Below are 14,621 nucleotides of genomic sequence, written 5' to 3'. Positions count from 1 at the left end.
GATGTCCAACACCCAGCCGACTCAGCCGGCGTCCGAGAACATCCTCGAGATGCGGGACATACGAGTCGAATTCTCCGCGGGCAAGGGCCGGAATCGCCGCAAAGTCGTAGCCTTGAACGACGTCAACTTGAGCGTCCGCAGGGGCACGATCCATGGACTGGTGGGTGAATCAGGATCCGGTAAGTCCACGTTGGCCCGTGTTCTCACGGCTTTGGAGCGATCATTCACGGGAACCGTGGTGTTCAACGGTGAAGAGTTGCCTGTCCGACGCACCAAAGAGCAGCGGCGCCATATCCAGATGGTGTTCCAAGACCCGTATTCGTCCTTGGATCCAAGGATGACCATTCGTCAATCCTTGGCCGAGCTGCTGCGGGTCCACCGAATCGTGGAACCACGGGATGTAGGTGGAAGGTGTCTTGAACTGATGGAACAAGTCCAGCTGCCGGCCAGGGCCCTGGACAGCTATCCGATTTCCATGTCCGGAGGGCAGCGCCAGAGGGTGGCCATTGCGAAGGCCCTTGCACTGGAGCCTTCATTGTTGGTCGCGGACGAAGCAGTGAGTGCCTTGGATGTTTCGGTGCAGGCCGGCATTGTCAACCTCTTGGCAGACCTGAGGGACCAACTGGGCCTTTCTGTGGTGTTCATAGCCCATGACTTGGCCGTGGTCCGGAATCTTTGTGAGAACGTCGCCGTGATGTACCACGGCAACATCGTCGAAGACGGGGAAACTGAAAGTCTCTTTACTGAACCCAAGGACCAGTACACCCAGACGCTTCTGCAGTCGATTCCGCGGATCCGTTACTAGTTCAACCCGGTCGAGCATTCAACCGGTCGAGCACCCTTTAAACAACTCTGCAGGAGCCCGTCCAGGCTCCTGCAGGGTTGTTGCTTAATGCCGGCAAGGAAATTACCTGAGGGACTCGCGGAGGAACATTGTCTTGGCAGCGACTGCTGCCAACTCGTACGTGGTTCCGACCATCCCCAAAAGATCCTCGGCGGTTTCGACTTCCCGGGCGATCACCATGTTGCTGACCCGGGATACCCCTGGGACGGCTTCCAGGAGCTCTGCCGCCAGGGGGTTCTGGAAGCCGATCTCGAGCCTGAGCCTGTCCGGTACGGGCAGCAGCCGGGTCTTCTCTACGCCCTGGACAGCAGCACGGGCACTCTTGCGAATGGCCGCACGGGCAAACGTGGGGGAGAGGCTGTTGGCTGCCTGGAATCCGTGGGCGACCTTGACGGGCACTGTCAGCACGCCTGGGAATTCACGTTCGGCGATGTCGCAGATGACGTCGTCGCCCGTTACCAGGCCTACTGGTACGCCGCGAGTGGCCGCGAAAAGGGCATTGATGGACGCTTCCGATGCGATCTCGCCGTTGAGCTTGAAGCTCGTAAAGAGGCCGGAGAAGCTATGGGCCAGCAGGCCCTCCACACCCGCTGGGGCGTGATATCCGATGTAGAAGGCGACGTCGAAGTCCGACGTCAGGCCCTCGGCCATGCAAAACGCCGTGGGAGTACCGAAGATAACTCGGGCGCGGGGGTCAAGGTCCTCGTGCAGGAGGTTGTTCATTGTTCCGTGGCTGTCATTGACCAGGACCTCGGTGGCGCCACCTTCGAAGGCCCCTTCCACGGCTGCGTTGGTCTCAGCTGTCATGAGGGCCTGCGCCCGGGGATAACCGCTGCCACCCCGGATGATTTGGTCGTAGGTGGCTACTCCGGAGATACCCTCCATGTCAACGGATATGTAGACCTTCATGCTGTCTCCTTCGTGAGGCTTGCAGCCGGGGTGAGCTTGTACCAGCCGGTCCGGGTGACGCCGGAAGCGATGAACCCGGACGCAAACGCGCCTTCCATGATGTCGCGGAGCTGCAACCGCCACATGGCCGCTTCCTGGGGGTTGGATTTCCTCAGCGCGACGATGTCCTGCGGCGCCCGGCACCAGAGGGAGCCTGCCGATTCGAGGAGTGCAGGTTGGCCGTCAGGTCCATATTCACGGGCATTGTTCAGCGCACCCGGTGGCAGGCTCACCTCATGCACCGAGCCCTCGCTGCATTTGCTGCTTCGGGTTGAGGAAAGCGGCCACAACACCACTAGCCGGTCCGATTCATCATTGGCGTTAATGGAGTCCTGCATCGCGCCGTAGAAGTTCCTCTCATACTCGGACGTCACGGCACCGAGTTTGGACAGGTTGAAGCGGGCGTTCCGGCTGACCAGGGGGTCGAAGGTCCATGTCATGGTTTCTATGCCACGTGCCAGGGACCAAGCCCTTTGGTGTTGTTTGAGGGCGAATCCCACGCCCTTGTCCGCAACGCCGGGCAGGACTCCGGCAATCAGCGAATACGTCGATCCGTCCGGAGAGACGATGGCCACCGCGGCCCCGCACAGGACTCCCTCCGAGGTGTAGGCCGCAGAAACATTGCACCCGGCGTGGGAAATGCTGCGCAGCAGGTCAAACGGAATGGGAGCTCCTTGCGGAGACATCCCCCAGATAGCCACCAGCAGCCCTTCAATATCCTTGAGACTCTCACGGCGGTGTTCGTCGACTACTCGGACATTGGCCTTGGCGGCCGCAGATACGGCTGTAAATTGGGCCCGCTCAGCAAGGGAGAGGGCATCGAGATTGAGTGACATGATTCAATCTTGGTTCGATTAGGTGCTCTTGGCTTTGTCGGCCAGGACGAAGCCTTACCGTCCGGCTTTGTCCGGGAGAACCAGCCCAAATGAGAAATGCTCCGCCCTGCCATGAGCAGGACGGAGCATTCCTCTGAGAGGACGGTTAGCGAAGCATGCGAACGGAAGACGGGGCCAATTGTCCGTCGGCCAGTTCAAAGGTGGCCCCTTCGGCGAAGGTCGGCGTTGCAGAATTGACGAAAGGCACCACATCGACGTGCTCGATGATCTGCTTTTCAGCGGCTGCCCAGTGCTCGCATCCTGCTTCACCAGTGGCGGCGGCGGCTTTCTGGACGTTTTCCAGATAGCCGGCATTGTTGATGTAGGCGAAGTTGTTGCCGTTGGGGGGCGTCGGGCCGGACACCAATGGTACGAGCTCGTTGGGCAAGGCAACGCCGATGGGCACGAATGCTGCATGCCACCCGCCTTCACCACCCAGGATGAGTGAGCTGCCTTCTGCATCCGTGACGGGCCGAAGGAGAACGTCAACCCCAATCCCGGACCAAACTTCCTTGATCAGCTCTGCGCCTGCTGCGAACGTCGGCCCCATGGTGCTTGGGTAGAAGAACTCTATTTTGAGCGGAGCGCCGTCCTTGCTTCGAACACCGTTGGGGCCCACCTTCCATCCGGCGGTATCCAAGGCGTTCTTTGCGGCCTCAAGATCGTGCTGGGGGAGGTTGCCGCTCAGTGTGTCCTGCTTGCAGGGGCTGAGTACCGGTGCAATCAGGCTGGTGGGAGGCTTGCCACTGCCGCTCGTCATCACTTGACCGAGTTCGTCGAGCTTCATTGCCTGTGTCAATGCGCGGCGAACGTTTTCGTCCGCGCCGGGCAAGCCCGGTTTCTGGTTGAACCAGATTTGTCCCAGCGCCGTGACCAGGTCCCGTTGGAACGACTTCTTGGCCTCCAGTCTCTGCTTGTCTGGCCCCACGATGGTGGCAGCGTTCACGTCACCGGAAAGGAGCAGGTTAGCCGCAGTGGTCTCATTGGAGATCACCTTCAGGACCACTTTGTCCGGCAAGCCCTCCTGTTCGGTTTTCCAGTCACCGGGACCCCAGGCGTAGTCCTTGCGCCGGGTGAGGGTGTAGTGGTCGCCCGCAGCTACCTCTGCAACTGTGTACATGCCCGTGCCGTCGGCGCCTTGGGCAAGGAGGCTCCTGTCCTTGGTGCCTGCGGCGCAGACGATCGGCAGGCTGCCCACGTTCCGGACCAGGAACGGTTCCGGCGAGACCGTGGTCACCGTGACCGTTCCTTTGTCGTTGTCCGCAACGGCGGTGGCTCCGGGAGCAACAAAGACACCTGTTCGGGTGGAGTTGTTGCCGGGGTCGCCAACGAAGTTGATGTTGGCTGCCACGATGTCCGGGGTCAGGGCAGTGCCGTCCGAACACGTGACGCCCTTGCGCAGGGTAAAGGTGGCCTCGGTGGTAGTACCTTCCCAGGACTCCGCCAAACCCGACACCACTTTGCTGTCCGGATCAAGGTTGATCAGCGAGTCGTAAAGGAATTTGGTGGCTTGCTGGGTGATGGAGTTCGATGCGAAAAGAGGGTCCAGTGATCCGGGGTCCACGCTCAGCCTCATGGTGAACGTCTTGCCGTTTGCCAGCTCGCCCCCGGTCTTCGGTGCAGAACCGGAGCAGGCGGCCATCGTCAGTGAGAGCGCGCCCACGGTGGCGACGCCGAGCGCCGCCTTGATCGTGCCTTGTGTCTTCATGGTGTTATTCTTTCGGCAAATGTGACCCGTGCCATTGGCTTGGCGGACAACTGCAGGGATCAAGGTTTGGCGGGTCCGACTATGCCCCGCGCAGCAGGTCAACGGCCAAGCGTGCCGCCTTGCCAATGGATGCGTCGATGCCTGGTTGCGTATCGGAAAGCGTCGTGGCCCGTGTGAAGACCGCGACGGCGTAGCGACGGCCGTCGGGGTACGTGACCACGCCGACCTCGTTGCGTATGGCAGGAAGGGTTCCCGTCTTGCCTGCCACCACCACGCCGTCATCGAAACCCGTCGCCATCCGGTGCCGCCAAATTTGTTGCTCCATCATGGAGCGCACACGCTCGCACGTCTCAGGAGAGCCTGCTGAGTTGGTCCAGATGGCGTCAAGCAGTGAAACGATGTCCCGGGGAGTGGAAGAGGGTGTCCGTGCAGGATCCATGATTCCGAGCGCCCAGACCTGCTCTGGAGCAGCCGCAGCCAGCATGGCTTCCACGTCGGTGGTCGCAGCGCTTGGATCAAGGCCGAGGTCGGCCGCCATCTGATGATCCATATCCTCGCCGCAGCCGATGATTCGTGTCCTCTGTAAGCCCAGATCGTCAAGGACGGCGTCCACTGCGGCCTGGCCTATGCGATGGAAAATGACGTCAGTGGCGGCGTTGTCGCTCATGGTCATCATGAATTTTGCAAGGTCCCGCCAACTCATTTCGACGTCGTCCGCGCAGCCTGCTGTTCCCAGGCCTCCCACCCGGTACCGGGAGGTCACTGTGGTCCTTTCGCTTTCCTTCAACCGGCCCGCGGAAACTTCCCGCGAATAGGCGACGGCAAAGGGCACCTTGAAAACGGAGGCCAGGACAACAGCCTCGTCAGGATTCAGGGACACCTCGCGGCCACCGACGACTCCCACCTCGCGGGCATGCACGTAGCCCGTAGCACCCACCGCCGCGAAGATTTCGGCGAGTTCCTCAGATCCCATGCTCATGGGCTGACGCGACGATCTGCACGGCCTGTGTGGACGAACAAGGCCCGGCCCTGGCCATCGTCACCAACGAAGGCATGCGGCAGATGCATTCCGAATTGCTTTTGCGCGGGCAACAACGTATCCCCGTCCATGGCCACCAGCTCGATCTTCTCGGGCCTGTCGCCGACCTCGGCGTAGACTCCCATGGGAGTCCGCTCCAGCCAGATCCGGCCCTCGGCATCCTGGCTCACCACCACGCTGGCAACACGCGAGGAGTACTCGCCCACGTACCGAGAAGCATCCACGGGCGGGGGTGAGCCGGCCGGGACGGGAAGCTGCGGCAACGTGATGCCGGCGAACTCGCCGAGCGCATGTTTTGCTATCTCGGTGAAGACAGCAAGCGGATCTCCACCATTGCAGAAGAGAGCAATGGAGACATCCTTTTCGGGGCATATCCGCAGGAAAGCCGTTTGGCCGATAGTGCCGCCGTCGTGACCGACTACCGTGCCGCCGTCGTAATCGAAGAGCGAGAAGCCCAGGCCCCAGGACTCACCCATCCAGCCCAGGTCCGGGAGCTTCACCTGCGGTTCCAGCATGGCCGCCGCCGACTTGGCGCTGAGAATCTGCTGGCCCGCGGGACCGCGCCCTGCATCCATGTGCATTTGCGCGAACTTGAGAAGGTCTCGGGGCCGCATGTTGAGCATCGAGCCTACAGGGGCGGTTGAGCGGCTCAATGCCCAGATGGGGCTGGGTTCGGGTTCTCCGCCATCCTCGTTCAGAATGTGCCCCACCGCGGTCCGGTAGAGGATCGCCTCGTATGGCCCGTTGGCCGCGTGGGTCAGTTGCAGTGGTGTGAACAGGTATTCCCGCATGCATTCGTCATAGGACTTGCCCCGCAACACTTCCACTATCCGTCCCAGGACGACGTATCCGGCATTGTTGTAGGAGAACATCTCTCCCGGGGCGAACAGCTGGGGAACGTCCGCGAAGAGGTCCACCAGCTTGGCGATGGCGTCGTCTCCCTGGCCGGTGTCGGTGAAAATATCCCCCTCGAAGCCAGCGGTGTGGCTCAGTAACTGGCGAGTGGTAATGGAGGCCGCGGCGGACTCGTCCATGAGGCGGAACTCCGGCAGGTACCTCCGAACCGGGACATCCAGGTCCAAGGTGCCTTCGTCCACCAACTGCATGATCAGGGTGGCAGTCCACAGCTTGGTGATTGAACCCACCTGGAACAGGGAGTCAACGGTAGCCTCGACGCCGGTGTTCTTGCTGAGGATGCCTGCCGCGGCGTCGACCACTTCACCCCTGACGGAAACAGCTACTGCGGCACCGGGCACCTGATGCTCGGCCAGCAGGGATGGGAGACGGCCTTCCAGCCACGTGCGGAGTTCATTCATGTTCGTCATGCGGCAATGCTACGGCGCCCGCAGCGGAGCGATTTTGTCGATCACGACGACGTCCTTCCAACGCTGTGGTCCATTACGACAAGGCCGTCCGATGCGGCGGAGCGGACAATCTCAGTCATTCTTCCGTGCATTGTCCGATTCGACCATGCCGGGCTCCATGAGTGATTGGAACGGACAAAGCATTGAGAAGGGTGTGAGCCAGATAATAGATGACGCCGGTCTCGTGGAGGTCCAGTGTGGTCTCCCAAGAAGCAGGAGTAGAACTTTGAGCATTGCAACACGTTTCGTCGCGGATGCAGTCACGGATGCATCGGAAAGCCCGTGGGCCGGCTTTGTAGCGCGAAGAATTGGCCGTCTGGTGGTCTCCCTCTGGGTGCTGGTCACGGCGTCCTTCCTCATGATCCACCTCATCCCGGGCGACCCGGTCAGGGCCGCACTGGGCAACTCCGCTCCGGGTGCCCTGATCGAGGCGCGCCGCGAGGCCCTGGGCCTCAACGATCCCCTCTGGCTTCAATACCTCCATTACCTCCAAGGCCTGGTGGGCGGGAACCTCGGAACGTCCATGACTTCGGACCTGCCGGTGGCGCAGGTCATCGGGGACCGCCTTCCTGCCACCTTCGAGCTGGCCGGACTCGCGTTCCTGCTCGCAGTCCTGATCTCCGTGCCGGTGGGCGCGCTGATGGGCGTCCTCACCCGAGGCGGTCGTCGGCGCCGAACCGAACTTGCCTTCACTTCCACCTCCATTGTTGTGGCCGCCATTCCGGAGTTCCTCCTTGCGGTTGGCTTGGTGTACTTCTTCGCCGTGCAACTGGGATGGTTTCCCGTGGCGGGTCGTTCCGACGCGGGCTCGTATGTCCTTCCCGTGGTGTCCATGGCCCTTGGCTCAGCTGCCATACTGTCGCGCATTGTTCGGGTGGAGATGCTTTCAGTACTCGGCGCGGACTACGTCCGGACCGCCCGCGCCAAACGTCTTCCCAACTGGATGATCTATTTCCGGCACGCCCTGCCAAACGCGCTGACCGCCACCCTGACCATCGGTGGACTGATGCTGAGCGCCATGGTTGCAGGCACGGTCCTCGTGGAAAATGTCTTCGCCTGGCCCGGGCTGGGAAGCACCATCGTCTCCTCCATCCTGGCCAAGGACTACCCGGTAGTGCAGGGCGTCGTGCTGGTGTACGGGCTGGGAGTGCTTCTGGTGAACCTCTTGGTGGACATCGCACTGGGCATGCTCGATCCCCGTTCAACGATTAAAGAGAGCTGAATATGAGCACTTCAAAGACGGCTGCCACAGCAGGGATGGCGGCACGATGGCTGGCGGCGCTGAAGACACCCGTCGGGGCTGTGTCTGCCGCCATGCTCCTTTCAGTCCTTACCTTGGCCGTTCTGGCACCCATCCTGTGGTCAGGACAGGCTGAGGAGATCAACACACGCGCCATTCTCCAAGGACCTTCGCCCGAACATCCGGTTGGTACAGACAGCCTGGGACGCGACCTCTTCTTCCGGCTGCTGGTGGCTACCGGCCTTTCGGTCAAACTGGCCCTTGCAGCCACCGGCATCGGTGTTTGCGTGGGCTTGGTGCTTGGTGCTGTCCCTTCTCTCCTGAGCCGGAGGATTGGCAGGCTGGTCACCGCTTTCGTGAATATCGCAGTGGCATTTCCGGGGCTGCTGCTGGCCATGTTCTTCGCGGTCATCTTCGGAGTCGGCCAGACCGGCGCTGTGCTGGCCATAGGCTTTGCCACCGCCCCATCCTTTGCCCGGTTGACCCAGACCCTGATTGCCACGCAGTCGGAACGGGACTTCATCGCCGCGGCGAAACTGGCCGGTGTTGGCCGGCTGCAGCGATTGATCCGCCATATCCTTCCCAACATCGCCGAACCGTTGGTGGTTACCGCCACGATTGGGGCGGGCAGTTCGCTGTTGGCCTTCGCCGGACTGTCCTTCCTGGGACTGGGCGTCCAACCACCTGCGTATGACTGGGGTCGGCTCCTGAACGAGGGTCTCAACGATATTTACCTTCACCCCATGGCGGCGCTGGCACCTGGCCTTGCAGTTGTCATTGCGGGCCTGGCCTTCAACCTCTTCGGTGAAGCCGTTGCCAAGACCTTGGGCGCACCCACACCCTTCGCCGGCAAGGGCGCAGCACCTCAGCGGGTGCGGCCAACCGCCGTCGAGTCCTCCGCCGCCGTCGAACCTTCCACCAGCAGCCGCGAAAGCAGCGCCGTGCTGACCGTCAGCGACCTTTTTGTGAGCTTCCCTGGACCTGCCGGACCCATCACTCCCGTCCGCGGTGTCAGTTTCAGCCTGGCTCAGGGGGAAGCCGTAGGCGTGGTGGGGGAGTCTGGCTCCGGCAAGACCCAGACCGCCCTTGCCCTTGCCCAACTGGTGGAGTACCCGGGAAGCGTCACGGCATCACGCCTGGAGTTCCTCGGCCAGGACCAACTGTCCAGCCCCTCGCCTGCCAAGCGTCAGCTGTTGGGCACGTCCTTCGCAATGGTGTTCCAGGACCCCATGAAATCTTTCAACCCCACCATGCGGATCGGCACCCAGCTCGCTGAAGTAGCGCAGCGGCACCAAGGAATGAACCGTCGGCAAGCACTCGCCCGCGCAGCTGACCGGTTGCGGGCAGTCCGGGTCCCTGCCGCGGAACGGCGCCTCCGGCAATATCCCCATGAATTCTCCGGCGGCATGCGGCAAAGGGCCATGATCGGAATGGGAATCATGGGAAACCCGGCACTGATTGTGGCTGACGAGCCCACCACCGCGTTGGATGTGACAGTCCAGCAACAAGTACTTCGGCTGTTGTCGACCATCAAGGAAGAGAACAACGTGGCGATCCTCCTGATCAGCCATGACCTCACGTTGGTGGGCGAGGTTTGCGAGCGCGTCCTGGTCATGTACGCCGGGCGGATCGTGGAGGACCTGCCGGCAACCGACTTGGCTGAAAGGTCACTGCACCCCTACACACAGGCCCTCCTGGCCGCCGTCCCCGACATGGAAACGGATCGCAACCAGCCCCTGGCGGTGGTCCCGGGACGCCCCGCAGACCCCTCCAATGTTCCCGCAGGCTGCGCGTTCGCGTCCCGCTGCCCGAAGGCGGACGACCACTGCACCCGCGAGGATCCGCAGCTCGTCCAGCAGGAGGACGGGCATCGGGTGGCGTGCTGGCACCCGTCGCGTGGGACGGGCCAGCGGGTCTCGGTGGAACTCAAACTACCCGCTGCGGCACTGCAAGGAGAGGCATCATGAGCGAACTTCGCTTTGAGCAGGTATCAGTACGATTCGGTGGCCGCCGCGGGATGACGGCAGTGGATGGCGTTGACCTCACAGTGCCCAAGGGACAAGTGGTGGGCTTGGTGGGCGAGTCGGGGTCCGGCAAGTCCACGCTGGCCAGGGCTGCGGCAAGCCTCACCCCCTTGTCCGCTGGCCAGATACTTTTCAATGGCCGGCCCCTCCGGCCCAAAAGGGGCGAGCACAGACCTTTGCAGATGGTGTTCCAAGACCCGCACTCGTCACTGAATCCGCGAATGAGCATCGGTGACTCCATAGCGGAAGGCATCCCACGCGCCGGCAGGGGAGACGCCGCAAGCCGACGCGCAGAGGTAGAACGGTTGCTCGGTTTGGTGGGCCTGGATCCCCAGCGTGCCTCCAGCTACCCCGGGCAGATGTCCGGGGGCCAGCTTCAGCGCGTGGCCCTGGCCAGGGCCTTGGCTGGGCAGCCGGAGGTCATCATCGCCGACGAGATCACCTCTGCGTTGGACGTTTCTGTCCAAGGAACAGTCCTGAACCTGGTGAGGGACCTGCAACGGGAACTGAACTTGTCCATGCTGTTTATTTCGCACAATCTGGCGGTGGTCCGATACGTGGCCGATGCCATCGCTGTGATGTATCTGGGCAGGATCGTCGAACAAGGTCCCGCCGAGCAGATCCTTTCGAATCCCCAGCATCCGTACACCAAGGCTTTGTTGGCTGCAGTGCCCGGAAACGGCAGCACCGGCCTGAGTCCTGGGATGTCCGACCCGGCGGTGCAGGCTGTCAGCGACGCCGAGCCGGCGGACCCGCATCATCCACCCACCGGATGCCGGTACCATCTGCGCTGCCCCATAGGGCCACTGGTGCTCCCGGGCCGAGACGTCTGCCGGGAAGCCGATCCTGAGCCGGAGGGCCACAGCCAGGCAGCTGCATGCCACTTCGCTGATGGATCGCTGATGGCTGGGAAGGCGGGACTGCTGTGACCCGGAGGCTTTGCGTTGACGATCTGCTGGATCTTGCGGTTCCTGAACAGCCGGCACTCTCTCCGGACGGTGGGCGTGTTGCCTACGTACTGCGGACCCTCGATGCCGTTTCCGACAGCACTCAACGCAACATCTGGTTGGTGGATGCCGCGGGAAATCGCTCGCGCCAACTCACGTTCGGGAACGCCGATACTGCACCGGCGTGGTCGCCCGATGGGGCATCGCTTTCCTTTCTGCGGGAGTCGGAGGGACACGTCCAGCTCTACATCATGACTCCCGGGGACCACCGGGTCAGAGGCCTGGGCAGCCTGCCGCTGGGAGTCGGTAAACCGACGTGGAGTCCTGACGGGACGAAGCTTGCCTTCGCTGCTTTTGTCCCTGGTCGTAACACGGGATCGGACGCGCCAGTTGTGGCGGACGGCAGGGTTTATCAGTCCGACGGACTGGGCCTGCTGGGAACCTTGACGCGCCAGATCCACGTCCTTGACGTGGCCTCCGGGAAAACCGTCCAGCTCACCCATGGCGACTGGCACGCCCGCGATCCGGAGTGGTCGCCGGACGGGGGCCATGTGGCGTTTGCTGCCGGCCCCGCGGCCGACAATGATGCCAGCCTGGTTGCCCCCGTGCACGTCCTGGCTGTGGACGTTCCGGATGCACAGCCCGTTCTTGTGGGCCCGGACGACCAGGTGGTCAACGGCGTCGAATGGAGCGCGGAAGGAGACGCCCTTTTTGTGGTGTCGAGCCGACCGGTGGGCCACGCAGCCGTGATCCGGCTTCCCTTGGATGGCAGCCCCGCAGGAAATCTCACCGTTTCGCTGGACCGCAATGTGATGGGTGGGGCTCCTGCCTATCCCGGGGCGGCGCCGCGGGTGATAAATGCCGGCCGGTCAGTGCTCTTCTGCATCCGGGACCTTGGGTGCACGCACCTTTACGAGGTTGACGTCGACGGCGGCGAGCCTCGCCCGGTGCTGCGGGGTGACGGCCTGGTGGTCTCGGAGTTGTCCGTTGCCGGCAACACTGCCGTGACCGTCCTGAAGACACCTGACTCCTTTGGCGAAATTGCGAGCGTGGACCTTTCAGACGGCGCTGTCCGGGTATGGGCCCGTCACGGATCGAACTTCGCGGAGACGGAATTCTTCCCGCGATTGGAACGCTGGTTTCCCATCTCCGATGGGACAGTGGTGCAGGGTTGGATCATCCGCGACCCGGAAAGTGAGGGGCCGCAGCCCCTTCTGCTGGACATTCACGGTGGCCCCCACAACGCTTGGAACAGCGCTGCCGACGACGTGAACCTTTACCACCAGGAGCTGGTGGCACGAGGCTGGACCGTGCTGTTGCTCAATGTCCGGGGCAGCGACGGCTATGGTGCGGACTTCTACAGGGCGGCTCTGGGCAAATGGGGCATTGCGGACGCACAGGATTTCCTTGAGCCCCTGGACGTGCTGGTGGCCGAAGGAGTGGCGGACCCGGACCGTCTGGCCGTGACCGGGTACAGCTACGGGGGATACATGACCTGCTACTTGACCAGCCGCGACCAGAGATTCGCGGCTGCGGTGGCCGGCGGGGTTGTCAGCGATCTGCGGAGCCTTGCCGGAACGTCGGACAGCGGGCAGTTCCTCAGCGACCGCGAGCTTGGCGGGCCGGCGTGGACGGATGCTCCGGGCTACGAGGCGATGTCCCCGCTTTCCGCGGTGGAACGTGTGACGACCCCAACGCTCATCCTCCATGGCGCGGACGATGTGCGGTGTCCCGTTGGCCAGGCGGAGCAATGGCATGCGGCCCTTTGCGAGCTGGGCGTCGTGAGCCGTCTGGTTCTTTATCCAGGCGGATCCCACCTTTTCACGGACGTTGGCCGTCCATCGCACCGTATTGACTTCAACCGACGCATTGTGGAGTGGGTGGAGAAATACGCCAACGGTGTGGATTCGGAGCGGGAGCCGATGCCTGCCCGTTCCGGTGCGGGAGTGGACCTGAATGAATGACGTCCGTCCCCGCGCCAGCTTGGGCCGAGTCCTCGACGACTTGGGGGCCACGCTTCTGGAGTTGGTGGCGGGAGACCTTGGCAGGGCTGAGGAAATCGGCGGCATAGCCATCCATGACCCCATGGATGAGCCGCTTCTGCCTGCTCATGCACTGGTGCTGGGCATTGGTCTTCAGGACGCGGATTACGTGGCGTCGTTGTTGCTGAGGCTTGGCAGGCAGGGGGCGGTGGGGCTGGTGGTCCGTGCGCCCTTCGCGGCCGACCTTCGGGTGGCTGCCGCCGTGCGTGAGTCCGGGGTTGCCTTGCTGGGCCTGACTCCGGGCGCTGGTTGGGCGCAGCTTGCGGCGATGTTGCGTTCGGTCCTTGCCGGCGACCTTGGAGGTTTGGGCGCCGAATCAACCAGTGGCCCGCCTTCCGGTGACCTGTTCTCTTTAGCGAACGCCGTGGCAGCACTGCTTGATGCCCCCGTGACCATTGAGGACCGCAGTTCGCGAGTGCTCGCATTCTCCGGTCGGCAAGACGAAGCCGATGCCACCAGGGTGGAGACGATCCTGGGACGCCAGGTTCCGGAAGCCATTTCGCGGGTGTTCGTGGAGCGGGGTGTCTTCCGCGAGCTGTACCGTTCCACGGACCCCGTCTACGTCGATTCTTTGCCGACGTCGCTGGATGCGGCGTCCCTTCCCCGTGTGGCTGTGGCCGTGCGCGCCGGCGATGAAGTGCTTGGCTCCATCTGGGTAGCCGTCCGCGGCCCGCTCAACGAGGAACGGAAACAGTCATTATGCGACGCCGCGAAATTGGTGGCACTGCATTTATTGCGGCTTCATGCCGGTGCCGATGTTGAGCGGAGGATGCGGGCTGACCTGCTGAGCAGTGCCTTGGCGGGCGGACGGGGCGCTCCGGAAGCCCTGGACAGACTGGGGTTGGGAGACCAGCCGATCGTTGTGCTGGCGTTGGCCATGCTGCAGAAAGTGGACCGGGTGCCGCCGAGGGAAGGTGACGCAGGCCTTGCCTTGGAGCGGCAGAGAATCAGTGACAGCTTCGCCATGCACCTGGGCGCCGTTCAGCCACGGTGCGCAGTAGCACTGTTGGGTGACACTGCCTACGCGCTGTTTCCTGTTTCGCAAGGAGACAATCAGGGCGAGGATCGCGCTGCCGCAGTCGGGGCCGACTTCCTGAGGCGCCTGGGTGACCGCATCAACGCGGTGATCGGCGTCGGGCCGGTTGCCCATGGTGCCGCGGAATTGGCTGCTGCCCGTTCCAGCGCGGACCGTGTCCTGCGGGTGTTGCGCAGCGGCAACGCCAACGGCCAACGCGTCGCCCGGCTGGCCGATGTCCATGTGGAAGCACTGATCCTGGAACTCTGTGACCTCGCTGCATCACGTGGAGAGCAGCCCACAGGCCAGATCGCGCGTCTTTACGCTTACGACGAGAAACACAATGCCAACCTGGTGGACACCCTTCGCGCATGGCTGGATGCTTTCGGGGATGTCGCAGCCGCCTCAGCCGCGGTCTATATCCACCCGAACACTTTCCGGTACCGGCTTCGCCGCCTTGCCCTGGTGGGCGGGCTTGACCTTGACGATCCCAAGACACGTTTTGCCGCCATGCTGCAACTCTGCATCCTGGCCTCACGTTCCGCTTGACCCCTGTCAAACGGAACGTGTTTGGC

General features: G+C 62.9%; 11 protein-coding genes. 6 read left to right on the top strand and 5 right to left on the bottom strand.

From position 1 onward, the window contains the following. The first annotated feature begins 1 nt into the window (after position 1). Complete coding sequence (locus ACR30Z_RS09440; RefSeq protein WP_144651908.1) at positions 2–805, top strand: ABC transporter ATP-binding protein; 804 nt, start codon at positions 2–4, stop codon at positions 803–805. A gap of 102 nt (positions 806–907) precedes the next feature. Here ACR30Z_RS09440 and ACR30Z_RS09435 read toward each other — a convergent pair whose 3' ends face one another. From ACR30Z_RS09435 to ACR30Z_RS09415, 5 genes are all read right to left on the bottom strand, one after another. Further along, on the bottom strand, positions 908–1,753 hold the full coding sequence (locus ACR30Z_RS09435; protein WP_434372278.1) for a M55 family metallopeptidase: 846 nt from the start codon (positions 1,751–1,753) through the stop codon (positions 908–910). Continuing rightward, positions 1,750–2,628, bottom strand: a complete 879-nt coding sequence (locus ACR30Z_RS09430) for a hypothetical protein (protein WP_434372277.1) — start codon at positions 2,626–2,628, stop codon at positions 1,750–1,752. The genes ACR30Z_RS09435 and ACR30Z_RS09430 overlap by 4 nt, the downstream gene beginning before the upstream one ends. A 145-nt stretch (positions 2,629–2,773) precedes the next feature. Further along, a complete protein-coding gene (locus tag ACR30Z_RS09425) occupies positions 2,774–4,375 on the bottom strand; it encodes an ABC transporter substrate-binding protein (RefSeq protein WP_434372275.1) in 1,602 nt (533 codons plus the stop codon). Between the two features lie 79 nt (positions 4,376–4,454). Continuing rightward, positions 4,455–5,354: a serine hydrolase gene (locus ACR30Z_RS09420; RefSeq protein ID WP_434372274.1), complete on the bottom strand. Its 900-nt coding sequence runs from the start codon at positions 5,352–5,354 to the stop codon at positions 4,455–4,457. After that, positions 5,351–6,739 (bottom strand): serine hydrolase domain-containing protein, encoded by a 1,389-nt coding sequence (locus ACR30Z_RS09415; protein WP_434372273.1) that lies wholly within the window; start codon positions 6,737–6,739, stop codon positions 5,351–5,353. Before ACR30Z_RS09415 ends, ACR30Z_RS09420 begins: the two co-directional genes overlap by 4 nt. A 265-nt stretch (positions 6,740–7,004) precedes the next feature. Between ACR30Z_RS09415 and ACR30Z_RS09410 the strand changes: the two genes are divergently transcribed. Genes ACR30Z_RS09410 through ACR30Z_RS09390 form a run of 5 tightly spaced genes read left to right on the top strand, consistent with a single transcriptional unit; the run spans position 7,005 to position 14,595 of the window. After that, positions 7,005–8,000 carry an ABC transporter permease gene (locus tag ACR30Z_RS09410; protein ID WP_208760021.1) on the top strand — a complete coding sequence of 332 codons (996 nt, stop codon included), beginning with the start codon at positions 7,005–7,007 and terminating at the stop codon, positions 7,998–8,000. A gap of 2 nt (positions 8,001–8,002) precedes the next feature. Then, a complete protein-coding gene (locus tag ACR30Z_RS09405; protein WP_434372271.1) occupies positions 8,003–9,985 on the top strand; it encodes a dipeptide/oligopeptide/nickel ABC transporter permease/ATP-binding protein in 1,983 nt (660 codons plus the stop codon). Then, entirely contained in the window at positions 9,982–10,971 is a 990-nt protein-coding gene (locus tag ACR30Z_RS09400) for an ABC transporter ATP-binding protein (RefSeq protein WP_434372270.1), read from the top strand. Before ACR30Z_RS09405 ends, ACR30Z_RS09400 begins: the two co-directional genes overlap by 4 nt. Next, positions 10,968–12,953 carry a S9 family peptidase gene (locus ACR30Z_RS09395; RefSeq protein ID WP_434372268.1) on the top strand — a complete coding sequence of 662 codons (1,986 nt, stop codon included), beginning with the start codon at positions 10,968–10,970 and terminating at the stop codon, positions 12,951–12,953. Before ACR30Z_RS09400 ends, ACR30Z_RS09395 begins: the two co-directional genes overlap by 4 nt. Then, a complete protein-coding gene (locus ACR30Z_RS09390; protein WP_434372267.1) occupies positions 12,946–14,595 on the top strand; it encodes a PucR family transcriptional regulator in 1,650 nt (549 codons plus the stop codon). Before ACR30Z_RS09395 ends, ACR30Z_RS09390 begins: the two co-directional genes overlap by 8 nt. The last annotated feature ends 26 nt before the right edge of the window (positions 14,596–14,621 follow it).

The sequence above is a fragment of the Paenarthrobacter sp. FR1 genome (assembly GCF_051106045.1).
Lineage (GTDB): Bacteria > Actinomycetota > Actinomycetes > Actinomycetales > Micrococcaceae > Arthrobacter > Arthrobacter nitroguajacolicus_A.
The sequence above is the reverse complement of the archived record's forward strand: the minus strand, read 5'-3'. Positions and strand labels throughout refer to the sequence as shown.

Bases quoted from the DNA above. Each gene is read 5' to 3' on its own strand.
- ACR30Z_RS09390 (WP_434372267.1), top strand. From the start codon at position 12,946: ATGAATGACGTCCGTCCCCGCGCCAGCTTGGGCCGAGTCCTCGACGAC.
- ACR30Z_RS09400 (WP_434372270.1), top strand. From the start codon at position 9,982: ATGAGCGAACTTCGCTTTGAGCAGGTATCAGTACGATTCGGTGGCCGC.
- ACR30Z_RS09420 (WP_434372274.1), bottom strand. From the start codon at position 5,354: ATGAGCATGGGATCTGAGGAACTCGCCGAAATCTTCGCGGCGGTGGGT.
- ACR30Z_RS09435 (WP_434372278.1), bottom strand. From the start codon at position 1,753: ATGAAGGTCTACATATCCGTTGACATGGAGGGTATCTCCGGAGTAGCC.
- ACR30Z_RS09415 (WP_434372273.1), bottom strand. From the start codon at position 6,739: ATGACGAACATGAATGAACTCCGCACGTGGCTGGAAGGCCGTCTCCCA.
- ACR30Z_RS09405 (WP_434372271.1), top strand. From the start codon at position 8,003: ATGAGCACTTCAAAGACGGCTGCCACAGCAGGGATGGCGGCACGATGG.
- ACR30Z_RS09425 (WP_434372275.1), bottom strand. From the start codon at position 4,375: ATGAAGACACAAGGCACGATCAAGGCGGCGCTCGGCGTCGCCACCGTG.
- ACR30Z_RS09430 (WP_434372277.1), bottom strand. From the start codon at position 2,628: ATGTCACTCAATCTCGATGCCCTCTCCCTTGCTGAGCGGGCCCAATTT.
- ACR30Z_RS09440 (WP_144651908.1), top strand. From the start codon at position 2: ATGTCCAACACCCAGCCGACTCAGCCGGCGTCCGAGAACATCCTCGAG.